This window comes from Litorimonas sp. RW-G-Af-16 (assembly GCF_048319245.1).
Lineage (GTDB): Bacteria > Pseudomonadota > Alphaproteobacteria > Caulobacterales > Maricaulaceae > Litorimonas.
The window spans coordinates 135,075-157,831 of the sequence record NZ_CP166993.1; the positions used below are offsets into that span (position 1 = coordinate 135,075).

The 22,757-nt window shown below is 50.9% G+C and carries 22 protein-coding genes and 1 pseudogene; 13 read left to right on the plus strand and 10 right to left on the minus strand.

Annotation, left to right across the window (positions count from 1 at the left end; genetic code table 11):
* Positions 1-12: 12 nt before the first annotated feature.
* Together AB8615_RS00590 and AB8615_RS00595 are read right to left on the minus strand one after the other, a co-directional pair.
* A complete protein-coding gene (locus AB8615_RS00590; protein WP_418152502.1) occupies positions 13-633 on the minus strand; it encodes a N5-glutamine methyltransferase family protein in 621 nt (206 codons plus the stop codon).
* Positions 633-1,394 (minus strand): alpha/beta hydrolase, encoded by a 762-nt coding sequence (locus tag AB8615_RS00595; protein WP_409433016.1) that lies wholly within the window; start codon positions 1,392-1,394, stop codon positions 633-635. The genes AB8615_RS00590 and AB8615_RS00595 overlap by 1 nt, the downstream gene beginning before the upstream one ends.
* Before the next feature lie 14 nt (positions 1,395-1,408).
* On the opposite strand from AB8615_RS00595, the gene AB8615_RS00600 reads away from it, so the two are divergent.
* Positions 1,409-2,536 (plus strand): glycosyltransferase family 4 protein, encoded by a 1,128-nt coding sequence (locus tag AB8615_RS00600; RefSeq protein ID WP_409433017.1) that lies wholly within the window; start codon positions 1,409-1,411, stop codon positions 2,534-2,536.
* A 72-nt stretch (positions 2,537-2,608) separates the two neighbouring features.
* Positions 2,609-3,133, plus strand: a complete 525-nt coding sequence (infC, locus tag AB8615_RS00605) for a translation initiation factor IF-3 (protein WP_409433018.1) — start codon at positions 2,609-2,611, stop codon at positions 3,131-3,133.
* A 149-nt stretch (positions 3,134-3,282) separates the two neighbouring features.
* Here infC and AB8615_RS00610 read toward each other — a convergent pair whose 3' ends face one another.
* Both AB8615_RS00610 and AB8615_RS00615 read right to left on the minus strand, forming a co-directional pair.
* Positions 3,283-3,981, minus strand: a complete 699-nt coding sequence (locus AB8615_RS00610; RefSeq protein ID WP_418152503.1) for a hypothetical protein — start codon at positions 3,979-3,981, stop codon at positions 3,283-3,285.
* 40 nt (positions 3,982-4,021) lie between these two features.
* Positions 4,022-4,396: a DUF4345 family protein gene (locus AB8615_RS00615; protein ID WP_418152504.1), complete on the minus strand. Its 375-nt coding sequence runs from the start codon at positions 4,394-4,396 to the stop codon at positions 4,022-4,024.
* 207 nt (positions 4,397-4,603) lie between these two features.
* Here AB8615_RS00615 and rpmI point away from each other — a divergent pair, with 207 nt between their 5' ends.
* From rpmI to AB8615_RS00635, 4 genes are all read left to right on the plus strand, one after another.
* Positions 4,604-4,804: a 50S ribosomal protein L35 gene (rpmI, locus tag AB8615_RS00620; protein ID WP_409433021.1), complete on the plus strand. Its 201-nt coding sequence runs from the start codon at positions 4,604-4,606 to the stop codon at positions 4,802-4,804.
* A gap of 42 nt (positions 4,805-4,846) precedes the next feature.
* Positions 4,847-5,224 carry a 50S ribosomal protein L20 gene (gene rplT, locus AB8615_RS00625; RefSeq protein WP_409433022.1) on the plus strand — a complete coding sequence of 126 codons (378 nt, stop codon included), beginning with the start codon at positions 4,847-4,849 and terminating at the stop codon, positions 5,222-5,224.
* A gap of 210 nt (positions 5,225-5,434) precedes the next feature.
* On the plus strand, positions 5,435-5,845 hold the full coding sequence (locus tag AB8615_RS00630) for a hypothetical protein (RefSeq protein ID WP_409433023.1): 411 nt from the start codon (positions 5,435-5,437) through the stop codon (positions 5,843-5,845).
* A complete protein-coding gene (locus tag AB8615_RS00635; protein ID WP_409433024.1) occupies positions 5,842-6,318 on the plus strand; it encodes a hypothetical protein in 477 nt (158 codons plus the stop codon). Before AB8615_RS00630 ends, AB8615_RS00635 begins: the two co-directional genes overlap by 4 nt.
* On the opposite strand, the gene AB8615_RS00640 is transcribed toward AB8615_RS00635, so the two are convergent.
* Both AB8615_RS00640 and AB8615_RS00645 read right to left on the minus strand, forming a co-directional pair.
* Complete coding sequence (locus AB8615_RS00640; RefSeq protein WP_409433025.1) at positions 6,315-7,217, minus strand: CorA family divalent cation transporter; 903 nt, start codon at positions 7,215-7,217, stop codon at positions 6,315-6,317. The genes AB8615_RS00635 and AB8615_RS00640 overlap by 4 nt on opposite strands.
* A 55-nt stretch (positions 7,218-7,272) precedes the next feature.
* Positions 7,273-7,903 (minus strand): annotated as a pseudogene (locus AB8615_RS00645) (MarC family protein).
* Between the two features lie 191 nt (positions 7,904-8,094).
* Between AB8615_RS00645 and AB8615_RS00650 the strand changes: the two are divergent.
* The gene (locus AB8615_RS00650; protein ID WP_409433027.1) at positions 8,095-8,835 is read left to right on the plus strand and encodes an alpha/beta fold hydrolase; all 741 of its coding nucleotides are present in this window, start codon (positions 8,095-8,097) and stop codon (positions 8,833-8,835) included.
* A gap of 88 nt (positions 8,836-8,923) precedes the next feature.
* Here AB8615_RS00650 and AB8615_RS00655 read toward each other — a convergent pair whose 3' ends face one another.
* A complete protein-coding gene (locus tag AB8615_RS00655; RefSeq protein ID WP_409433028.1) occupies positions 8,924-9,430 on the minus strand; it encodes an Lrp/AsnC family transcriptional regulator in 507 nt (168 codons plus the stop codon).
* 121 nt (positions 9,431-9,551) lie between these two features.
* Here AB8615_RS00655 and AB8615_RS00660 point away from each other — a divergent pair, with 121 nt between their 5' ends.
* Genes AB8615_RS00660 through AB8615_RS00670 form a run of 3 tightly spaced genes read left to right on the plus strand, consistent with a single transcriptional unit; the run spans position 9,552 to position 13,512 of the window.
* Entirely contained in the window at positions 9,552-10,880 is a 1,329-nt protein-coding gene (locus AB8615_RS00660; protein ID WP_409433029.1) for a purine-cytosine permease family protein, read from the plus strand.
* Entirely contained in the window at positions 10,877-12,415 is a 1,539-nt protein-coding gene (locus AB8615_RS00665) for a hydantoinase/oxoprolinase N-terminal domain-containing protein (protein WP_409433030.1), read from the plus strand. Before AB8615_RS00660 ends, AB8615_RS00665 begins: the two co-directional genes overlap by 4 nt.
* A complete protein-coding gene (locus tag AB8615_RS00670; RefSeq protein ID WP_409433031.1) occupies positions 12,412-13,512 on the plus strand; it encodes a DUF917 domain-containing protein in 1,101 nt (366 codons plus the stop codon). The genes AB8615_RS00665 and AB8615_RS00670 overlap by 4 nt, the downstream gene beginning before the upstream one ends.
* Here the strand turns inward: AB8615_RS00670 and AB8615_RS00675 are convergent.
* Positions 13,509-15,065, minus strand: a complete 1,557-nt coding sequence (locus tag AB8615_RS00675; protein WP_418152505.1) for a tetratricopeptide repeat-containing sulfotransferase family protein — start codon at positions 15,063-15,065, stop codon at positions 13,509-13,511. The genes AB8615_RS00670 and AB8615_RS00675 overlap by 4 nt on opposite strands.
* A 210-nt stretch (positions 15,066-15,275) precedes the next feature.
* On the opposite strand from AB8615_RS00675, the gene AB8615_RS00680 reads away from it, so the two are divergent.
* A complete protein-coding gene (locus AB8615_RS00680) occupies positions 15,276-17,810 on the plus strand; it encodes a TonB-dependent receptor (RefSeq protein WP_418152506.1) in 2,535 nt (844 codons plus the stop codon).
* A 137-nt stretch (positions 17,811-17,947) separates the two neighbouring features.
* Here the strand turns inward: AB8615_RS00680 and AB8615_RS00685 are convergent, their stop codons facing one another.
* A complete protein-coding gene (locus AB8615_RS00685; RefSeq protein WP_418152507.1) occupies positions 17,948-18,418 on the minus strand; it encodes a hypothetical protein in 471 nt (156 codons plus the stop codon).
* 263 nt (positions 18,419-18,681) lie between these two features.
* Positions 18,682-19,440: a MipA/OmpV family protein gene (locus AB8615_RS00690; RefSeq protein WP_409433035.1), complete on the minus strand. Its 759-nt coding sequence runs from the start codon at positions 19,438-19,440 to the stop codon at positions 18,682-18,684.
* 237 nt (positions 19,441-19,677) lie between these two features.
* On the opposite strand from AB8615_RS00690, the gene AB8615_RS00695 reads away from it, so the two are divergent.
* Positions 19,678-20,838, plus strand: a complete 1,161-nt coding sequence (locus AB8615_RS00695) for a helix-turn-helix domain-containing protein (protein WP_418152508.1) — start codon at positions 19,678-19,680, stop codon at positions 20,836-20,838.
* A gap of 92 nt (positions 20,839-20,930) precedes the next feature.
* The gene (locus AB8615_RS00700) at positions 20,931-22,391 is read left to right on the plus strand and encodes a S41 family peptidase (RefSeq protein ID WP_409433037.1); all 1,461 of its coding nucleotides are present in this window, start codon (positions 20,931-20,933) and stop codon (positions 22,389-22,391) included.
* Positions 22,392-22,757 lie beyond the last annotated feature (366 nt).

A 22,757-nucleotide genomic window follows, 5' to 3' on the forward strand; every position in this document is an offset into this window, starting at 1 on the left:
TCCATCGCTGCATCAGAAATATAGGGGGTTGGACACGATTACGTCAAAGCGGCGCGCCTTATCTATCGGGTCATACCACGATCCGCAGATCCACTCCGCCGCAATGTCGTGACGCGCTGCATTGCTTTTCGCAACCGCCAAAGCCGCATCTGACAGATCAACGCCGACTCCATTCGCGTCAGGGCGGGCGTGCAGAAGGCTGATCAGGACGGCACCTGACCCCGTGCCCAGATCAAGAATATGGGGCGACGCAATCCCCTCCAACAGGCGCAGCGATTCCCGCACCAAAACTTCTGTATCGGCCCTTGGCGAAAGAACATTTCGCGTGACGGTAAATGGCAAGTCATAGAAAAATCGCTCGCCCAAAATATGATCGACAGGTTCGCCAGACATGCGGCGCGCAGCAAATTCACTGACCCGTTCAAACGCTTCGGGAGTCAGAAATTCTGTGCCGCGCGTGATCAATTCAACCTCGCTCAACCCGGTCGCTGCGAGGACGAGGTCTCGCGCGTCTTCCTCGGGAAACGGCAGATCTGCCTGACGAAATTGCTCTGCCAGAAATCGTTTCGCCGACCGCGCATTGATCCCGGAATAGGGGCCAGAGCGGGGGCGTTGATCAAGCGGCGTCACCATCAACCTATCCCAGCAATCGCCGTTTCAATCAGCGCCAAATCTTGTGGCCGTGACAGGCTGTGATCGCCGCCTTTGACGAGGGTGTAAGTCACGTCATGACTGCTGATCATATCGACAATCAGCTTGGAATGTTGCCACGGCACGACGCTGTCATCATAGCCTTGCAAGATACGCACGGGGCAGGTGATGGGGATAGGATAGTCCAGAATTTGGTATTTGCGCCCATCCTCTATCAAGGTTTTGGAGTAGGCATAAGGTTCGTCATACCCAGACGGTTCATAGACGATCCCGTTTTCATCCAGCGCCTTGAGTTGCGCCTCACTCCACCGCGCTTTTGTCAGTTTTTCAGTAAAATCTGGGGCGGGATTGATCAGCACGAGCCCTGCCACATTGGGCGTCAACTGCATGGCCGAGAGCATCGCGGCCCAGCCGCCCATGGACGAGCCGATCAAGATCACCGGCCCCGTCGTCAACTGGTCACGGACTAAGGTCACGTCTTTGGCCCAACGGCTGATCGTGCCGTCAATGAAATCGCCGCTGCTCTGCCCGTGGCCGAAATAATCAAAGCGGATGAAGCCTTGCCCGCGCGCATCTGCCCAAGCGTGGAGGTGCGTCGCTTTTCCGCCCTCCATGTCGGACTTTAACCCGCCGCACCAGATCAAGGTCGGCACATCTGTATCCACGGCGCCCGCACTCATTTTATAAGCAATGCGTTCGCCAGATTTTGTCGTAAGAAATTGCGGTAATTTTAGATCGGTCATGATAGGGCGCTTATATGAATGTGTTACAAATTTTGCCAGACCTAAACGCGGGCGGTGTCGAACGCACCACGGTCGAAATGGTCGAGGCGCTGCGCGCTGCGGGGCACGGGGCGCATGTGCTGTCCCATGGCGGACGGCTCGCAAGCGAGATTGAGCGGCTGGGCGGTGTAAATCATATCGCTGACATTGGGTCGAAGAATATCCTGTCTGTGCCGTGGCGCATTGCGGGAGTGCGCCGCCTTATTGCAGAGCACAAAATTGACGTTGTCCATGCCCGCTCCCGCGCCCCCGCTTGGCCCGCCATGTTTGCAGCCAAAGCTGAGCGGGTGTCGTTCCTGACGACGTATCACGGCATATATAATGCCAAGTCCGCGCCGAAGCGCCTCTATAATTCTGTGATGGCGCGGGGCGATCATATTATTGCCAATTCTGATTTCACCAAAGCCCATATCCTTAAAACTCACAACGTCAGCGCCTCCAAAATCACGACGATTTATCGCGGCGTAGACATGACCGCTTTTGATCCCGCCAAAGTGAACGCGGCGGACATTGCGCAGAAACGCCTGTCTTGGGGCGTTGGCCCGAACCAGACGATTGTCCTTTTGCCAGGACGCGTGACCCGCTGGAAAGGGCAGGGTGTTGCGATCGCGGCCTTGGCCGATTTGCCCGATGATCACGTCTTAATTCTGCTAGGCGACGCGCAGGGACGAGACAGCCTCGTCGCTGAGCTTACCCAGCAAGCCGAGACTCTTGGCCTTACAAGCCGCGTGGTTTTCGCGGGCCATGACAGTGATGTCGTGACGGCCTATGCGTCCGCTGACATCGTGATCTGCCCGTCGATCGAGCCCGAAGCTTTTGGCCGAACGGCAGCCGAAGCTCAAGCGATGGGCAAGCCTGTCATCGCATCGGCGATTGGCGGCGCATTGGAAACCGTGCTGGACGGACAGACAGGCTGGCTCGTCCCGCCAAATGCCCCCGAAGCGCTCGCCTCTGCCATCCGTCGGAGCGATGACTTGTCCAGTGTTGGGGCAAAGGCCCGTGCGCGGATCGCGGATAATTTCTCTAAAACGGCGCTCCAATCGGCGACTCTCGCGGTTTACGAAAAACTACATTTGGGAACCTTTCCGCGCGATAAGGCTTGAAAAACTGTGCTTTAACCGCCATATCCAACTTTCCTGAAACAACCACGGAGAAACATCATCGCTAGACGCCCATTGTCGGCCCAACCCGCTAAGAAAGCGAAGGGCCCACGCATTAACAGAGATATTACCAGCCCCAAAGTTCTGCTTGTCCTAGATACAGGCGAGAAAAAGGGCGTTGTCCCGATCGAAGACGCCCTTGCCGCAGCCCGCGCGGCCGGTCTCGATCTCGTCGAAGTGGCCCCAGGCGAAACGCCTGTGTGTAAAGTTCTCGACTTTGGTAAAATGCGATTTGAGAACCAAAAGAAGAAAGCGGCGAATCGGAAAAACCAGCGCACGCAGACTCTTAAAGAAATCAAAATGCGCCCCAATATCGACGTCCATGATTACGGCGTGAAGACGAAAGCGATGCAGAAATTCTTCGACCGCGGGGACAAAGTCAAAGTCACTATCCGCTTCCGGGGTCGTGAAATGGCCCATATGGACCGCGGCACAGATTTGCTGGCCCGCGTCAAAGAAGACTTCGCCGAAACGACCAAAGTCGAGTTCGAGCCGAAGACCGAAGGCCGTATGATGATTATGGTCCTCGCGCCTAAGTAAATGGCCCTGAAATAGGGTTCCCTCCAGATTGAAAATATCAAAAGCGTCTCGATTGCGGGGCGCTTTTTTGTGCAAAAACTTTCGGCCAAGCGGCTATAGTCACCCGCGCGGGGAAGGGCGCGGGTGGTTTGTTAATTAGGTAATGTAGATCAAATCGGTGGGCGCAAAACGGGCGTGGCATATCCTGGCGGCGGGCTGTCTTTTGCGGATGAGGTCTGAAAACTTGGCACGGAAGGCGCGGCCCGCAATTCTTCTGACGTGACCTGAACGGGGTGAAAGATAAATTCCGTCCTTCGTGTCCGAGGCTGTATGTTTTGTGATGAACTTGTTTGAGTTTGACGAGGTCTTTGGCGCGGTATGGCTGGTAATATCGCCAGACGAAATAGGCCTGCCCGATCTGTCTTGGGCTGCCAGGCGGGGCGCGATTGGCGCGTTATTGTTGCGCGGATAGGCTCAATATTCTTTTGTGTGTCTGGATTCTGTTGCGTGTCTGGCGCATCCCACCCCCGCGCGATCCGCGCCGCATAATGGGCGGCCCTGATCTTTGCGGTTAGGCGGCGGGCTTCCCATTTCCTAAGAGCGGGCTGTCCGCCGAGGTCAGCTCTTACCCGCGCTCGCAAAGCAGGGTTGGTTGCCAGGTCTTGGCGTAATTGGCTGGCGAGCACTTTAGCTTGCAGACGACAATTTTCCCATACTTTACGGCGCAGGCTTTGCACCAATCGCAGCATATGTTGCGGGTGTTGTGCGGCGATGATCATCGCGCAATAGGCTTTAATCACCGCCGCCAGTGCGGCTTGCAGAGGCGTAAGATTGGATGGGCGTAAAATTATGTCCGTTTGGGCCGTCACCCGCACAGTCAATCACAGTTTTGAATAGCGGGGATATATCTTAGGCTGTTTTTCGGTCCGACCACCAGATCAACCCTGCCCCAAGCGCGGCGAGGCATATCTCGAAAATGATTTCATAGACCGTTTGGCTCGGCTCTGCACCATCGACTAAAATACCAATACACCGTCCTGCGGCAAAGCTAAGCGTGACGAAAATGATCATCATGGTGATCAATTTCTGATCGCGACCTTGAGAAATCACGAGCAATAATATTGCCCCCAACGCGGCCATGGCGCAACTGATCGCGCGGGTTTGGTGCAGGCCCAGTAGGGACAAGTCCCAACCCATAATATCGGCCATGCTGCGGGGTAGGGCCGCGCCGAACAAACCGTATAGGACATAGAAAATGCCGTTGATGTAGTTAAAAATTTTCATGCTAATCTCTCCCTCCCACCGCTGTAGCAGTTATAAACTTTTGCACCAAGGCTTCTGTCATAAGGGTCTTGCAATCTCTGTCCGCCCTGCTATACGCCCGCATCCCCAAACGGGGAACGCAGCGACTGTGGCTAAAGGCATGCCTCATCGCTCGAAAGGCAGCGGGTCGGACAGTTCTTCCCCTCCCGCCATTATTAGGAGACCGAAATGCCCAAAATGAAGACGAAGTCAGGCGCTAAAAAGCGCTTCAAACTGACCGCTTCCGGTAAAGTTAAAGCCGGCCAAGCGGGCAAACGCCACGGTATGATCAAGCGGACGAACGACCAAATTCGTAAGCTGCGCGGAACCACTGTCCTCAAGGATTGTGATGCCAAGCGGATCAAAAAGAATTTCATGCCAAATGGCTAATCATGGCGCCCTCGCCATCTCTTACGACTTCGGAGAAACACTATGTCACGAGTAAAACGCGGCGTCACAAAACACGCACGTCACAAAAAAATTATTGATGCAGCCAAAGGGTATCGCGGCCGCCGGAAAAATACATTCCGCATCGCTAACCAAGCTGTCGAAAAAGCCGGTCAATACGCCTATATCGGCCGTAAGCTGAAAAAGCGCCAATTCCGCGCGCTGTGGATTCAGCGGATCAACGCGGCAGCCCGTCTTCACGGAATGACCTATGGTCGTTTCATGGACGGCCTCAACAAAGCGGGTATCAACATTGACCGCAAAATGCTCGCCGATATGGCTGGCAATGAGCCAGAAGCCTTTGCAGCTTTGGTCGAAACGGCCAAGAAAAACGCCTCTGCGCCGCACACTGTTAAAGCTTAAACGCTTTACAGACTAAGATTTCAAAAACGCCTTCTGCCGAGCAGGGGGCGTTTTTTGCGTTTATAAAATACTAATCCTAAGTCTTAACCTATTAGAAACTGTGACTAACGAAGGCACGACCTTTTGAGGAACGAATAGGGTCTTTGGACCATTTGTTCCTTGTAGTTGAGGCGCACAGTGCGCAGTCTTGAAATTGGTTGGGAGCCTGGGATGATTTTAATATATAGCGAAACAACGAGTCTAGAACACTCGATCAGCGAGACATTGGAGGCTGATGGTCACGCTGTAAAATTCATGGGCGGAGATTTTTTGCTGCTAGTGAAGCATATTTTTCATACGCTTCCGTCTCTGGCCGTTTTAGATATGCGAGCCGATAAAGATGGATCACTGCAGCAGCAAGCCGATATTTTACACATGCTTGGCGTGGATACCATTTTGATTGGTGTGCCAGGCACGCATCAAACCCAAGCTCGCGAGGCCAATGGGATAATGACCGTTATCACGACTCCGAAAGAATCTGATCTGCCGCAAGTGGTTAGCGTTGAGGCTTGGCGCCTCAAGACCAAAGCGGCATTATCTCGCACACCGGCTCAACAAGCCGCTCGGGGAGCTTTCGCATGAGGCTTCTGCTCACTGCTTTAACGGCGATATTGATCACGGCACCCCAAGCCGTCTGGGCCAATATGTCTGATCGTGTTGCATTCACTTCTAAGGGTCGCGTGGCAATGAAGTTGGTTTCGAAAAAGCCAGGCGAACACAAATATATGGTAGTCTCCAATGCGCCCTTTAAAGTCACAGCAAAAAATGTCATCGGGCGTATCAAAGTCAAGGTGAAGGCAAAAGGTAAAATCTCAGGGCTTCAATTTGGCTCAAAGGCCCAAATGCCGGGCAAGCGATTATCTTGTCGAGCTATCTGGTCGTCCATGCCGCGCGTCATTTATTCCGCAACGAAGCGGACAGCGAAGTTGCGGGGTAAGCCGCGTTCGCAGGCCGTTATAGTGACGGTGAAGTTTCCCAAAACGGCCAAGCCAAAGTTTTCATTCAAACCTGTGCGTAAAGTTTCAGCGCCATCAGCCGCCCCGGCGGATTGTTAAATCCATTTCTGCTTTCGCATGACGGCGAGGATGAAGCCTGCTGCGGCGATGCAAAGCCCGCAGACAATCACGAAGCCCAGCGGTGTCCCCGTCCACGGCATGCCGTCGACATTGATCCCAAACAGCCCCGTAATAAACCCGAGCGGCAAGAATACGAGCGAGATGATAGAGAGCAGGTACATGTTCTTATTCATACGGTCGGAGAGGATCGCCGTGATCTCTTCTTGGATCAGCGACAGCCGTTCCCGCAGGGCGTCGAGTTGATCACATATCCGAGCCGCGCGGTAATATTGATTGGTCAAAGTCTCGCGGTCATCACCGCTGAGCAGCTTTGAGGTCGAGCGCGACAGCGTCATCATGGTCTCTCTCTGCGGCAAGAGATAACGGCGCAGCGCAATCAGTTCTCGGCGGAAATTCATAATCTGTGCGCGGTGCTTCTGATCTGGATTTTCAAGCGCGAGGTCTTCGGCCTCATCCACGCGGCCGTCGATTTCTGAAATATGACTTTCAATCCGGTTGAAGATCTCATCTGTCAGACTGATCATAACCTCCACGGGGGTTGCGTAAGTCGCAAGGCGTTCTTGGATTACATCGACGGAACGCACAGGCAAGTTCTGGCTGACGATAATGTGTTTGGCGTTCAGCCAGATACGCAGCGACACCATATCTTCACTGCGCGATCCCGCATTAAAATTAATCCCGCGCAGCACCATCAAGATGTCTTCATCTGTCGTGATAGCTTTGGGGCGAGGAGGCGTGACCATCAGGAGTGTCTGGACCGCCTGCGGATCGGACATGTCGAGTATGGCCTTGCGGTCTGCGGGTGTGACCTCTCTGCATTTCTCGATTTCAGAGAAGGTCATGCCTTTGCCAAATGGCGTATTGACTAAATTACTCATGCCCACCTCTCATGCCCACCTCCAATACCTCCGCGCGAACAGAGCTTAGGACAGATTAGAATAGCGCGCCGCGTATTCCGTCAAGCACAAATTGCGCTGCCAGCGTGGCGAGCAAAACACCCAGCACGCGGGTCAGGACATTGGTGAAGGTCTTCCCCATCAATTTCATCAACGGCCCCGCGATTAGGAAGCTGACAAAGGTGATCAGCAAGACCGCCACCAGAGCCGCCATAATCGTCAGCTCGCCGTATAAATCCGATGTCTTGGATTTCAGCAATAAGAGAGAGGCCATAGTCCCGAGTCCCCGCGATCATGGGGATGCCCATTGGGAAAACGGAAATATCTTCAGGGTCTTCGATTTCTTCGAGCAAGTCCTCGGCGCGATCTTCGCGCGATTCCGTGCGCTTCTCAAACACCATGTTCAGGCCGATGATAAATAACATGATCCCGCCCGCAATGCGCAGCGCATCAAGGCTGATCCCCAGCTTGGAAAATAAAAACTCACCCGCATAGGCAAAGCCGATCAGGATGATCGACGCCACACCCACAGACTTGATCGCCATAGCGCGCTGATGTTTTCGCGTCATACCTTTGGTCAAGGTCGCAAAAATAGGCGCACACCCAGGCGGATCAATGATCACAAAAAGCGTCGTAAACGCCGATATAAAAAGAGCCAAATCAAACATGGCCGCGCTCTAACGGAAGACACAGCGCGGGGCAAGCCTTGTGAACGGGTGGTGGGGGGAGGGGGGACGTTAGACGAGTGGCTTAAGTCGCACAAAGTAGGACGCTGGTAATGCTGTGACGAAGGCGTTAGGGAAGAAACCTGTGGCGTTGTGCCTAATGCCAACGCTGACTTCTAGCGCTATTTTGATTTATGGTCATTCATACAAACTCTTACACATTATACCTTCACGGATTGCCTGGTAGCGGTGATGAACTTCGTATGGTGGAGCTTTCTGTCCCTCACTCTCCAAAAGTGATTGCACCTTTGGATTTTCAGGCATTAGACAGTTTTGTAGCAACACATGGGAAGGTGAGGCTTGTTGCATTCTCATTGGGTGCATTTTCGGCGTTGCAAATGGCAGCAACTCGACCTGATCATATCTCTGAAATTATCCTGATATCGCCAGCGGGGCCATTGGAACTTGGCGACTTTTTGGAGAATATGGCTGGTGCCCCGATATTTAAAACAGCCCATGCTAGCAAGATAGGGCTGCTACTACTAACTGCAATGCAGTCCATGGTGGCCTTTGTCGCTCCAAAATTCTTGCTGACCCAAATGTTCGCGGCAAGCTGCGATGCAGACAAGGAACTTCTCAACGACCCAATATTTGTAAGTTGCGCGACCGCTGGGTTGCGTCAGTCTCTTCACCACAACGCAAAATCATACAGGCATGCGATAGTAAAATACGTGCAACCATGGGCCGAGAAGTTAGGCAAAGTGCGGTGTGACGTCACCATCTATCATGGTGAGTTAGACACTTGGTCACCTGTTGAAATGTCGGAGGCCTTGAAGTCAGCCCTAACAGCTCGCACAGAGTTGATTATCGAACCTAAACAAGGGCATTACTCGACGCTTCTAAATGTGTTGCCGAAAGTTTTTGAAACTTCATAGCATGCTCATCTCCCGCTAAAGCGGACATTAGTTAAGTGTCCTAAAATCGCCCAATTAAGGACACTCGCTAACGCCCCCCTCATGAATATTAGGTATCTAGCCATTTAAGTTTGGCCAATGGATATCCTAAATACCATTTGGAGCGCTCGAGGATTATTCTGGTTTTGATGTTTTTAATTCCTAATTCATCTTGATTTGAAATTTGATCAAGCAGGTTGTTGAGGGATTGGGTATTGGAGCAGCACGTGAAAGCGATGTAATCTGACTCGCCCGTGACCCTCAAACAATCCATGAATTCTGGGTGCTTATTAATCTCGTTTTCAAAGCGCCGCCTCGCCGCCAGCGTATTGTCGCTTAGCGTGAATTCGACGTAAGCCAAAACATGTTCGACCAGTCTGTCGAGATCCAAATCTGTATGAAAACTCACAAAATAACCAGCGTCTTTGAGCGCTTTGACACGCTGGAAACAGGCACTCGGCGACAGCCCAACGCGGTCCGCGAGATCTTGATTGGAGATGTCAGATTGCAGATGCGTAATCGAGAGAATTTTCCGATTTATCGCGTCTAGCTTTATGTTCTTCATCTTGCCTGACATCCTCGCAATAAATCTTCTTTTCGTGGTGACTGCAAGAACGAAATAGTTGCGCGATTGGGCGTTTATATTTGATAGCTAATTTGTTCGCTTATGATCTAGGTTAATTTGAAAGGGAAAACGCATGGAAGACATTAGCGAGTTTGCAGCAGTCCCCATTAGGCAGGATCAACTTGTCGCCTGGCCGCGTGTCGCCGCGATTGCAGCGATGGTGGGATTTTCGCTCCCGACCTTTTTAACGGGGCTTGAGGTGTTTGCCGGATTGTCGCCAGTGAATGCCATCTGGGCCTTATTCTGGGGGTCGCTTATTGTAACTGTCGTGGGTTGCGTGACAGGCTATATAGGTGCGGCTGACCGTATGAGTTCCTATTTGCTTGTGCGGGTCGCGTTTGGCGACAAAGGCGCGGCCGTAGTGAACATCGCTTTCGCCGTGAGCCTCATGGGTTGGTTCGGCTTAAACATAAATTTATTTATGGACACTGTTGGGCGTCTGGCCTTGGATTTATGGGGCATCGCCGTTCCAGATATTGCGCTGGCGATAATGGCGAGTTTTTGCATGACTGTGACGACTTTGGTTGGGTTCAAAGCCATCAATTTCTTATCTACGCTTCTGGTCCCTGTGTTAATTATTGTGACAGCTTTGTTCCTGAAATCTGCCTTTGCCGATTACGGGCTGACAGATTTCTTTGCTATGGACAAACCCGTGCGCGCCGTGGGGGATAACGCAATGACAATAGGGGACGGGATTTCCTGGGTTGTCGGGGCCGTGATTATTGGCGCTATCATTTTGCCCGACATCACGCGGTTTATCCGGCAAAAATCGGGAGCCGTTTACACAGCCATTCTCTGTTATTTATTCGTCCAGTTATTGGTCATGATATCGGCAGGACTGGCCGGTGTTAGCTCGGGTGTGTTCGAGGCCTATTTCGATGCGGAAGGCGTGAGCCGCACAGATGTTATGCTCAAGCTCATGCTGGACGTTAATCTTGGGTTTGGTGCGTTCGTCATCATCATCGCGGGGAGCTGGATTTTAAACTCTCTTAATCTATACAGCACAGTTCTCAGCGCCAAAGCGACCTTCCCGAAACTGAACACGAAATGGCTGACCATTGGGCTAGGAATTGTCGGCGTTATTGCGGCCCTAATGAATATTCTTGGCGCGTTCGAGATATTCCTTTGGTACTTATCAATCATTTTCATCCCAGTCGCAGGCGTCTTAATCATCGATCGATTTTTCGTTAGGCCTGACGTTTACAAGCTTGAAACGCTCGCGGACAATAAAACACTCAACGCACCTGCTTTCTTGGCTTGGGCCGTAGGCGCGATCGTCGCAATTTTAGCGGACCGCGGCACATTGCCAAACCTCAGTGGGATTGGGGCCATTGATGCACTTGTGCTGAGCGCTATCATTTACTTCGCTTTTGCCAAACTTGGCAGAAGGCGCGTGTCGTGAGGATAGGGATTGATGTCGGCGGCACGCATACGGACGCGGTGATCCTAAACGGTGACCAAGTCATTGCTGCGACCAAATCTTTGACCACAGCTGATGTTGTGTCGGGTATCTCCAATGCGCTGGACGACATCCTGACATCTGGTGGGGTGCGGGTAGAACAAATCCAAACCGTGATGATTGGGACAACACAATTCACCAATGCCATTATCGAGCGGAAATCACTGTCTCGCATGGCGGCTATTCGCATTGGTCTGCCATCAGGACGCGGCATGCCGCCCATGGTCGATTGGCCAGATGACATGCGTGCGGCGATAAACGCGCAGGTACATATGATTCATGGGGGCTATCTCTATGACGGCTATCCGCTCGCTGATTTGAGGGAGGCTGAAATTGCCGCCGTTATTCGAGCCCTTAAAAAAGAAAACATAAAGAACATTGCAATTTCATCGGCTTTCTCACCGATGAATGCGGACCCCGAAATTAAAGTGAGTGAAGCCATTCTTGAGGCTATCCCTGATGCGCAGCTGACGCTGTCCCATCAATTCGGCAGGCTCGGCCTTCTTGAGCGTGAGAACGCCGCCATTATGAATACGGCGCTTCTGCCATTTGCAACAAAGGTCGTGAATGCATTTCTGGCGGCGCTGAAGTCGCGTGGTCTGACGTGTCCTGCATTCATTAGCCAGAATGACGGCACGCTGATGAGTTCCGAATTCGTGCGCCAATTTCCGGCTTTGACATTTTCGTCAGGGCCGACGAATTCACTTCGGGGCGCCTATAAACTCACGGGACTTGAGGAGGCGATTGTCGTCGACATTGGGGGCACAACATCTGATATTGGTGTGCTGCAAGGCGGGTTCCCAAGAGAGTCCAATGTCATTGTCGACATTGGTGGCATTAGAACAAATTTTCGTATGCCAGACATTTTGGCGATCGGACTGGGCGGCGGCAGCCTGATTAGCGATGATGGTAAAACGATTGGTCCGCAATCTGTGGGGCACCGTCTCGTTCATGATGGACTGGTTTTCGGGGGTGATACACTCACGGCGACGGATATTATAGTCGCCTCTGGCGCGCGGGACATTGGCGACTCCACCAAGGTCGCGGGGCTTACGTCGCACCTTATAGAGGCGGCGACTGATACCATGCATGCAATGTTGGACCACGCCATTGATATGATGAAGCCTGGGGGGCAGTCGCTACCTGTCATTTTAGTGGGTGGCGGCTCCGTTCTTGTGACGGGTGATCTTAAAGCCGCCTCAAAACTCTACCGTCCAGACAATGCAGGCGTCGCAAATGCGATTGGGGCAGCCATCGCGCAAGTCGGGGGCGAGTCGGAGCGCATGTTATCCTACCGTAGCGTCACCCGCGAAGACGCCATTGCAGAGGTCACAGCGGCGGCCACGGAGCGCGCACTGGCGGCGGGAGCAGACCGCGAGACCATTCGCGCTGTCGATATTGAGGAAACCGCCATCCCGTATATGGACGAAGGCGCGACCCGCGTGAGGGTTAAAGTCATAGGGGAACTTCGGGCATGAGCGAGACATTAACGCATATTGGCCTAGAGCATTTGGATGACTTGGCTTTGGGCGCTGTCTTCTTAGCGACCGGTGGGGGCGGAGACCCCTATGTGCCAAAGCTCATCACAGCGGAAGCCATAAAGACCTTCGGCCCCGTGCGATTGCTACCCCCGCAAGACCTCGCCGATGATGCCTTTATCGTGCCCGTCGGCAGCGTCGGTGCGCCGACAGTCAGCCTTGAGCTTTTGCCATCTGTTGAGGAAGCCGCAGAGACGTTGAATGCGTTTGAGACATTTGTGGGCCGCAAAATTGACGCGGTGGCGTCCTTTGAGATTGGGGGTGGTAATTCTGTGATTCCGATTTGTGCGGCGGCCGCCAAAGGCTTGCCAATCGTTGACGGTGACGGCATGGGCCGCGCCTTACCAGAGGCTCAGATGATGTCTTATCCCATTGGCGGCGTGAAACCGACGCCCGCACTGGCCTATGACTATGCGGGCAATAGCGCGACATTTAATACAGATACAACAGAAACCTATGAGCGCCATATCCGCGCATTTTCCATGGCAGCCGGGGGGATGATTACGGCCGCAGAGCACGCAATGACGGGGCGGCAGTTGAAAGATACGATCATACCGGGGACGGTGAGCTTCTCCGTAAAACTAGGACGGCTACTGAGGGAAAAGCGCGGTCAAGCTCCGACGCTTGAAAAACCGCTGGCCGCTTTGTTTGCGAGCTCAATTTACGGCGAATGTCGGCTGCTTTACACGGGAAAGGTTATTGACAAAACAACCCGCATCATCGGCGGCTATGATATTGGAGAAGCTTTGATCGAGAGCTTTGACAGTTCGGAGGAAAACCTATCCGTCAATATCAAGAACGAATATCTGCTCGCACGACAAGGTGATCGTGTCCGAGCCAGCGTGCCCGACCTGATCACAATCGTCGACTTTGAAACAGGGGCGCCGATAAATGCCGAACGCCTCCGCTATGGTCAACGCGTCGCCGTATTTGCCACAGGCTGCCCGGATTTCTACCGCTCTGAGACAGCGCTAAAAGTTGTGGCGCCGCGGCGCTTTGGCTTTGACATAGATTATGTCCCGCTGGAAAAACTCTAATCCGCCAGATCGCCTAATGCGTTGCGCAAGCCGTCCAATTTGTTAGCATATTTTTTCCATCGGCCGATAGAGCCTGAATAAAGCGGTTGGCGAACCTGAACTGAACTGGCTGTCGACACGGGTGATATGTTTTCGTGAAAACGCAAGCACGGCTCTTCAAAATTTAGTCCGCAAAAGTCGAGGAGTCGACGCGTCTGGTTTTCTTGATCATACACAATTTCTTCATAGCGTATTTCTATGAAATTTTGTTTCGGAAGATGGGTGCGCCAATGGGTCATTAAACCATCGAATTGACTGTAGAAAAACGCCGTATCCTCAAGATCAAAGGTATAATTATAAAAGGATTCTTGCACAGACAGCAGTTGCCGATAGTTAGATAAGCAACTGTCCATTGCGCCGCGCCTCAGTGCGATAATCTTGGCGTTTGGTAGAGCTTTTGAAATTAGCCCTGCATAAAAAAAGTTAAACGGCATTTTATCAACAAATTGACCAGGCCTCTCCAATCGTTCTTCCGCGAGACGCATGTAATCGCGGCCCAACACGTCTAGATCAATAGATGAGGCGCCGTGCAGCGTTTCAGCATCCAGTACATATTTGGAGGTCGTCTGGCTCATATCCTTCACAAGATTAGATAAAATGCTCAACTCCCCCGCGGACTGAACTTTAGAATGAGACGAGAGTATGCGGTCCACAAGTGTTGTATCCGTACGGGGCAAGCCGACGACAAAGATAGGTGCGCCGCCATTGGGATTGCGGGCAGGGGGTATGTCGGTTGTGGCCGCTGCGGCGGCAAATGTTTCGCGGCCCGCTACTCGGTCATAAGGAAATTCGGCGCGCTTGGCGGCCTTCGCTTTATAGAGCCAATCAAAACTGTCTTCATGGCGCCCTATATCTTCAAGTGTTTTAGCAATCGCGTGACCTATTTGATGCGTCGCGTCCTGATGGCCTTGCAGGTCTGTGAACAGTGTTTTGAGGTCAGACAAATAGTTTTGAGACTCCGTCTGTTGTGTAAGCGAAACCTTCGAGGCCCAGGCGCGGTAGTGATGGGGATCTCTTGCGATCGCGTTTTGGTAGGCTTTGTCGGCCTTTGAAAAATCACCTAAAAATTGTGCAGAAGCCCCCAGATTGTAATAGTAATTTGCAGGCGTCGGGTCGAGTTCAACAGCGCGCTCAAACATGGGAACGGCACGCGCATGAGCGCCGCAGCGGCTGTAAATGACCCCTATTATGTCCGCAACAAAAGCGTCTCTTATTTCGCAATTTACGGCTCTGTCAGCAGCTAATTTCGCGTCTGAGGACTGTCGTAACTCGGCATAGGTCTTACCAATAAAGGCCGGATAAAATGCGTTTTCAGCATCTAAGGCTTCAGCTTTCGAGAACAACTCCAAAGCCTTTTTTATATTCCCATGGTCGGCAGCGATTGCGCCCAGTAGAAAATAAGGGACAGGGTTTGAAATATTCTCTTTGATTTCAGCGATACACTCAGCGTGGACGGCTTCGTAGCGTTTGTTTTTTAGAGCGTTTAACCCTGTTTGAACGGTCAATGAGGCCATGCTCTTTCGTAGCTGAAACTTTGTTGGAAAACTATTCCGAATCTGAGAGCAATATGCCAAGTGATGAATTTGAAAGCAGATTTCATCTTTTGCCGCACCTATTTAGTCAAATTTGGCCGCAGCATTACAATTTGAAATCTAATTTTGTTGTCTATGCGGTAGGTTTAATACAAGTTATACGTGACGCTGCGCCACCCAAAGGGAAATACCATGGAACCTAAATTTACTCTCAAGAACCGATTGAAGTTAACTGTAAGCATCCTCGCACTGCCACTCGGATCAATCGGATATAGTATGGCGGCGCAAGCTCAGGTTATAAATGACGAAATTATTGTGACAGCGACGCGACGCGCTGAGTCTATTCAGGATATTCCGATCAATATTTCCGCGATAGGCGGTGAACAAATCGAACAGCAGGGTTTTGGTGATATTTCAGAACTCGCGGCTTTTGTCCCAGGACTCAATATCGCTGACCAAGGCGGTCGAGACGGAAACCGAATTGTGGTGCGCGGGTTGAATGTCGAGGATATTCAGAACAGCTTCGGCCAAGAAAATGGCGGAGGCACGGTTGCAACATATGTTGGAGAAATTCCGCTTTTCGTTGATTTGCGTTTGAATGACTTACAACGCGTTGAGGTTTTGCTTGGGCCGCAAGGAACCCTTTATGGTGCAGGGACTATGGGCGGCGCGATCCGCTATATTCCGAACAAACCCGATTTCGACCGTCAGTTGTTTGAAGTCAGAGCGGGCGCTTACTCTTACAGCGAGGGGAGCGGTATTAGCACGGACACAGGATTTACGTTTAACGCCCCTGTCTCTGATAATTTCGCATTGCGGGGATCATTAGATTTCCAAAATGATAGAGGCTTTATTGACTACCCTTTTGTGGTTCGGCAGCCAGGGGCTTCCGAGCCTGACGCTTTTGCGGATGCCAGTAATTTCAGGCCTATTAAAGATGCCAATACAGAAGAGATTTTATCTGGCCGTCTGGCAGCGCGGTGGCAGCCAAGTGATAGGCTAGATGCGACGTTCACTTATTATTTCCAAGAGGGCGAATATGGTGGACGCAATACATCGTCTTTCCGTACGGCAAATATTCCGGCCACATTTGGAAGCCAACTCACACTTGACTCTGGCAAGTATGAGTTTGGCGGACGCGTTGAAGAACCCAATGAGCGCGATAGTGATTTGCTGGCGCTTGAAATTGTGGCTGATCTCGGCTTTGCGGAACTGACTTCCGCAACAGGTCTGGCAACGGTTGAGGAAAACGGTCAACGCGATCAAACAGATTTGCTAATCTCTCTGGATTATTATTACGAAACTTTCCCAACATTCACAGGCTTTACGTTTGAGGATGAGGAGACAGAGATTTTCAACCAAGAACTTCGTCTCGTTTCTACGGCGGAGTCGCGTTTGAGCTGGATTATCGGCGCGTTTTACAACAAGAATAAATACAATGCGCTCTCATCCGAATTCACGCCGGGTGTGATTGAATTTAATGGTTTGCCAACACCTCAATTTTCCGGTGACTTAGAATATTTTGAGGCCGATAGACGTGAGCTTGAGGAAAAATCTGTCTTCGGGGAAGTCGCTTTTGACGTAACCGACGCATGGGATGTCACCTTTGGTGCGCGATATTATGACTACTCACTCGAAACCGCTGGAACCACAGATTTCCCGATTTTCGGCTTGTTCGATGGGGTCACAGATTTTCAACCTTATCCACTGGCGGATATCGAAAATCAGTTAACCTTAGCCCCGAACCAGTCAGAAGATGGCGTCCTTTTCAAGGTCAATACATCCTACGAATTTGGCGGCGGGAATACGGTTTACGCAACTTTCAGCCAAGGCTATCGCGTGGGCGTAAACAATGGCGGCGAGGTCTGCGTTGGGGATTACCTCAATGATGATGGGCAAGCCCTATGTCTTTACACGCCTGGTCAAGAATTACGTGATGGCGGAACAGCGATTTTGGACGAACGCGGCGCATCTGCTGATACGGTAGATAACTTTGAACTTGGCGCGAAGACAACCTGGCTAGACGGTGCGCTCCGACTGAACGGTGCGATATTCTTTATGAAATGGGATAATCCGCAAGTCAGCACGACCTCTATCAATGCGGGCACGAGCATCACTGTGAACGCCGAGTCTGCGGAGACCAAAGGTGTTGAGCTAGACGCGGCATGGCAGGTGAGCGATCGTTTCGGTCTGCGCGGTAACTTCAGCTACACAGACGCAAATCTGACGGCTGATGTTCCAGGTCTGGTGCGCCAGATAAACGGGCAGGGCAATTTCACAGCTGACTTCGGTTATGGATTTGGTACCGACCCCGTGAACGCACGGGACGGTGACCGCTTACCGGGATCACCCAAGACACAGTTCTCAGTCTTTGGCGATTACCGTCATCCGCTCTCTTCTGGTGACGAGGTGGTGTTTAATGCAGGTTATGCATGGCAAGGCGATGTTTTGACCATTGTTGGCGGTCTGGGCGAAAGTTATACACTTCCAAGCTATGGCCGGGCCAATGCCGCCATTGGCTATGAAGCCGATAATTGGTCATTGATTGGTTTTGTGGACAATCTCTTCAACGATTTCTCAGAATCCAGTGCTGCCAATACCCCTCTGAACAACCAACTCGCGCCAGCTTTTGACGGAGACGCCAATCCAGCCAATGTCCGACGTTTTAGAACGAATGTTCTGCCGCCTCGATCTATTGGTGCAAGGTTCAAATACCGCTTCCAATAGCGCGAATTATTTACGTTTATATAAGGGGCCAATCGGCCCCTTTTTGATGTGGGTATCGTTCCCATCCTAAAGTAATTTTCCCAGCGAAATTATACGCTAAGCGTTAGGCCTCTCAATGCTATTCTTGTCTAAGACCATTACCGTGCCTCCGTCAGATTGAAGATGCGGCGCTCTTCATGGTCTTCGACTTTTTTGAGAGCAATTTTTGCTGACAATTCTGTGCTTAAATTCGCCACATAGGGCCGGCCATTGGGCGCGACTTGGCAGTGTGCTTCCATGTGAAAAGATTTAACTTTTGCGATTAAAATAGGCTTGAAGGGGCGGCGATTGCGCATTTCAAATTTTTGAATCGCGCCCGTGCTTTGGTCGATAGTTAAATGGGCAATCATTTCAGCGAGAAATTTGCGATCATCCGCATCATCATTTGGCCCGGGCTGCGGGCTAAAAGCAAAGACTAAGGCGGTCCCATGCTGAGCTACAGCTTGCGCGTCGCGCCCAACCATTGCGAGGAAATCCGCGCACCAAAACTCGTCATAAGGGGCGGCATCAAACTCTGTAAGCCTGTCACGAAAATCATTGTCCCAGTCTGATTGGGCGGGCTCGAACAACGTCGAGCCTTTGGCCTATTGGTCGTGCGGGATTGACAAAAACGTGGGCCTCAACGTCTCCATCGCGATAGGTCATTTCAAAGGCATATCGCTGGGAGAATGAGTGTTCGGTCATCGCTTTTTGTTGCGCCAGTTGCATAACGGGATGCACTTGTGGCTCTCCAAACGAAGGCGCGGTCGAGGATTGCGCAGAGACAGTTGGGGCAGAGAGAAGAAAAGCACTCAATAGGATGACTTGGATTTTAACTGACATAGCTAGCCTCTCAAAAGCGTTTCAGAAAGGCCGCGCCAAATGTGGCATCACGGTCTTTGGTAATCAGAGGGCTGTCTGTTGCGTCTGAGTTTAGGTGCTCATATCTGGCGAACGCCAAAATGCCCATGCTGCTGCTGATGGGATAAATGGCATCAGCGCTGACATAGGGATACCAAGATGCATCAGGTGTATAAGCGCCGAGACCCTCGCGAGCTTCTTCTGCACGTACGCCGTAGAGGTGTGTGCTGAGGCTTTTATCACGGTAAGCATAGCCGACAGATGTCCTGAGTTGCACTTCGCCCAGTTCGGCTGCAAAACCCGCTTCGGCTGACCCTTCGAAACCATTATGCACGTCTGAAATATCATGCAGGATATTGGCGCGAATGAATAAGCCGCCGAAATCGAGTTCGGCTTCAAGGCCAGCTTCAAGCGCCGTGTCGCGTTCAATATCTTCAAAAAGTGGCGAGTCTTCAGGATCACCAAATGACCATCGCGGTTCTACAAGAGCGGATAGTTCGAGAGCGTCAGTATTGAAGAAGCTGTAGCTGAATCCATCGACGCCAAGGTGGGCGTTTTCCCAATCATAGGCGAGGTAAGGGATTGGCGTCGTTGAGGGCGTATCTGCCCCTTCATAGGGCGACCAGTCGGCAATGACGCCAAGACCAACCGTAAAGCCTTCGCTCTCGCCAAATCCGTTGACTTGGGCGTGTGCCGGACTTGCCATAAAAACCAGAGCAGTCGTGCATATTAGCGGAGAAAGGTATTTCATAATTAAACTCCAAAGTCTGGCTGACACCCAATGTGCAGCCATTCATCTGGAAGCTATTTGGCAGTTCGGCCCTGATCTGGCGTCTTTCTAGGACGGCAAAGAGGGCTCGGCTGTCCGTTCTGTCACGCAAGGACAGACCGCATGCCTAAATTTGATAGCGAAAATCAGTAAAGCGCTTTATGGCAGGGGCTAATCTCTGGAGACCTATTTGTCTTTTTATACACTCCTAGAAACGATTTGCGCGTCTATGGCGTTTGCCATGTCATTTGTGGCTATTTGCCTCCTTGCATTGCGGCGAGATACGAACGGGATTTATCGTCCCCTTATCCTCTTTTTTCTGCTAACGCATTTACAGAGGCCGTATCTATATTTGAGGCTTTTCCAGAGTATGGCTATTTCAAAGATCTATCCCTCATTGCGGTAATTATTTCAATTCCAGCATTTTTGTTGCTGGCTCCCGCATTGTGGTTTTATGTCCGTGGGCTTACCTCTGAAACGCGCCATGCGGTTACAAAAAAAGATGCCAAGCATTTTATTCCCTTTGTCTTAGGCATTATTGCTTGCTCATTTCTTTTATTCTCTCCGGCAACAATACGTCATCAAATCATTGGGGATGGCGACGGCCCAACCACAGCTTGGATCGTCGCCGTAACGCTCATGATCCTGTTTGTGATGCTTATGTGGGCTGGGCAAGTCACCCTCTATATCATTGCCTTAATAAGACGCATTTCTATTTATAGAGCACGCCTTAAGGATGTTTTTGCAAATACAGAAGGGCGAGAATTGACGTGGATTGTCTGGATGATCGTTCTTCTCGTGGCGACAGTGATCATTATTTTACCAGACTTTATTATTGGCTTTCCAGACCCAATTAGTTTTCTGCCTTCTGTTATCGGTGTTGTGCTTATCGGGTTCTTATCAATCTGGGGCTTGCGTCAAATGCCTGGCTTTATTGTAACGGGCGAAACAGAGCTCCCGAATGCGGAGACTGCCGAAGATGATCTGCAAGCGTCGAGACAACCTTTAATTAAATATGAGAAGTCAGCTTTAACCCCAGAGGATACGAGTAGAATTGCGAAGAAAATCGAGACAGCGATGGCGGTTGACAAGCTCTATCTTGACCCCAACTTGTCACTTAGAGTTCTAGCAAAACATGTTGCAGTCCCACCCAATTATGTTTCTCAAACGCTGAATGGGCAAATTGGTGAAACCTTCTTCGATTACATCAACCGCTGGCGGATAAATTATGCCAAACCTTTGCTTATGAGTTCAGATGAAACCGTGTTGAACATCACCTATGACGCCGGATTTAACTCTCGGTCATCATTCTACAAAGCGTTTAAAAAAGAAACGGGACTAACCCCGACAGCTTATCGCAGCTCCAGAGCAACAGCCTAGAGGACATAGCTTATCTGTCCTTGCCGTCCCTGCGAGACAGGACATAGGCGAAATTCACTCATAGTCACTCCAAGACATCATTGGAGTTTCTCATGTTAAAAAATTACTATCCTTCGTGCCTCGCAATCTCTGTTTCAATGCTGGCTTTGTCCGCATGCGGAACGTCGATGCAAGCCAGACCCGTCGCAGATCTGCCCCCAGGCGTGGCGGGAATTTGGAAGTCTAATGGTTATGGTTATGTTTTGGACGCGACTGAAGAATACCCACGTTTGTTTCACCATACGCTGGAGTTTTGTGTGGAAGATACGGACACCGCTGCGCTGCTCTCATATTATTTGACGCCTGATAATCTGGCTTATGACAGCGAAGGTCGCGCAATCTATTTTTCACCCACGCTCGAAGATTATAAAATAGAGCTACAATCAATCCCTCGACGTCCTCAGACCTGCGGCCTCGAATTGGCGTCTGATCCTCTCACCGTCTTTGACAGTTTCGCCAGCTATATGGACACGCATTATGCCTTCTTCGATCTTTATGACGTAGATTGGAAAAAAGCTGCCGCAGCGTCTCGGCAGAATATTTCCTCAAAGACGACAGACGGTGAGTTAGCAGATATTCTTGCAGAGTTGATTGAACCTATACAAGACGCGCATCTTTCCTTGGAATTAAAAGTCAAAGGGAAAGAGAGGGTTCTGAATCCGGGTCGGAGCAGTGTTGGAAATGCACTTAGGCGAATTGCAGAGCGCGACGGCACGTCCATAAAAAAGCTCAACAATCAAATGATGCAGCAATACTGGATGACTGACGTTAAGAAAGACATCTTAAATGGCGATGGTAAAATGATGGCCGACGACATGATACAGTTTGGCATTGTCTCAGATAACATTGGGTATATCGCCATTGCGGCAGAGGCAGGTTATGCAGGTAAAGGAGAATATTCCGAAGACGCCGATCTGGCCGTTTTAAATGAAACTTTGGATCAAGCGATCTCAACATTTAACGAAGCGTCCGCAAAAGCCGTCATTATTGATCTGAGCGTTAACTTTGGGGGCTATGATTTTATATCTCGCGCGATTGCGGAACGGTTCGCCGTTCAGCCTTCGCTTGCTTATACAAAATATGCAGCGGATTCGAGCAACCAGACACCTTATCCGATTTCTATTACGCCTTATGCCGGCAGCCGCTATACAGGCCCAGTTGTTCTAGTGACGTCCAATGTCACGGTGAGCGCGGGTGAAATGCTTACAATGGCTCTGCGCACTCAGCCCAATGTCACTCATGTCGGGGAGACGACGCGCGGCGCACATTCCGATGTTTTGGAAAAGAAGCTTCCCAATGGCTGGAGGCTTAAACTCTCTAATGAAGTCTATCACGACCATGAGGGGAAGTTTTGGGAAGGGCGAGGCATACCGCCTCATGTGCCTATGCAAATATTTAAACCAGACAACCCATTCGAGGGACATGTTGAAGCCATATTATCTATAATTGACAGGATAGATAAAGGTGAGTTTTCTGCACCCTCATCTTCTAAGCCGCATCATCGCGGGAAATGATGGGGTTATAATGTGTAGATAGGCTTGGGTTCATTATCGCGACTTTGATACGCATGCTGTTGCTGCATTTGGCGAGGGCGCACCTCACAGCATGCCCTTTGCAACAGAACAGGGAGCCTTAGAATTATACAATTCTTGCGGGGCACAATGAGGGGCGAAATCATGTTATGCTGGGGACTTAAGCCGTTCAATATAAGCCGCGGATTTAAGACCCACTCTGTCGATTAAGTATCTATCTACCAGTCTGACTGAGTGGACATCTAAGATTACAATCCTATTGGGATATACCCTATTCATCCATTTAAGTGATATATTTGCAACATTGCTGACAAAATATACAATCGTTTGTATTTACTGTTGCAATCG

Excerpts from the sequence above, each read along its gene's own strand:
- AB8615_RS00590 (WP_418152502.1), bottom strand. The coding sequence starts at position 633 with ATGGTGACGCCGCTTGATCAACGCCCCCGCTCTGGCCCCTATTCCGGG.
- AB8615_RS00595 (WP_409433016.1), bottom strand. The coding sequence starts at position 1,394 with ATGACCGATCTAAAATTACCGCAATTTCTTACGACAAAATCTGGCGAA.
- AB8615_RS00600 (WP_409433017.1), top strand. The coding sequence starts at position 1,409 with ATGAATGTGTTACAAATTTTGCCAGACCTAAACGCGGGCGGTGTCGAA.
- AB8615_RS00615 (WP_418152504.1), bottom strand. The coding sequence starts at position 4,396 with ATGAAAATTTTTAACTACATCAACGGCATTTTCTATGTCCTATACGGT.
- rpmI (WP_409433021.1), top strand. The coding sequence starts at position 4,604 with ATGCCCAAAATGAAGACGAAGTCAGGCGCTAAAAAGCGCTTCAAACTG.
- rplT (WP_409433022.1), top strand. The coding sequence starts at position 4,847 with ATGTCACGAGTAAAACGCGGCGTCACAAAACACGCACGTCACAAAAAA.
- AB8615_RS00630 (WP_409433023.1), top strand. The coding sequence starts at position 5,435 with ATGATTTTAATATATAGCGAAACAACGAGTCTAGAACACTCGATCAGC.
- AB8615_RS00635 (WP_409433024.1), top strand. The coding sequence starts at position 5,842 with ATGAGGCTTCTGCTCACTGCTTTAACGGCGATATTGATCACGGCACCC.
- AB8615_RS00640 (WP_409433025.1), bottom strand. The coding sequence starts at position 7,217 with ATGAGTAATTTAGTCAATACGCCATTTGGCAAAGGCATGACCTTCTCT.
- AB8615_RS00650 (WP_409433027.1), top strand. The coding sequence starts at position 8,095 with ATGGTCATTCATACAAACTCTTACACATTATACCTTCACGGATTGCCT.
- AB8615_RS00655 (WP_409433028.1), bottom strand. The coding sequence starts at position 9,430 with ATGTCAGGCAAGATGAAGAACATAAAGCTAGACGCGATAAATCGGAAA.
- AB8615_RS00660 (WP_409433029.1), top strand. The coding sequence starts at position 9,552 with ATGGAAGACATTAGCGAGTTTGCAGCAGTCCCCATTAGGCAGGATCAA.
- AB8615_RS00670 (WP_409433031.1), top strand. The coding sequence starts at position 12,412 with ATGAGCGAGACATTAACGCATATTGGCCTAGAGCATTTGGATGACTTG.
- AB8615_RS00675 (WP_418152505.1), bottom strand. The coding sequence starts at position 15,065 with ATGGCCTCATTGACCGTTCAAACAGGGTTAAACGCTCTAAAAAACAAA.
- AB8615_RS00680 (WP_418152506.1), top strand. The coding sequence starts at position 15,276 with ATGGAACCTAAATTTACTCTCAAGAACCGATTGAAGTTAACTGTAAGC.
- AB8615_RS00690 (WP_409433035.1), bottom strand. The coding sequence starts at position 19,440 with ATGAAATACCTTTCTCCGCTAATATGCACGACTGCTCTGGTTTTTATG.
- AB8615_RS00700 (WP_409433037.1), top strand. The coding sequence starts at position 20,931 with ATGTTAAAAAATTACTATCCTTCGTGCCTCGCAATCTCTGTTTCAATG.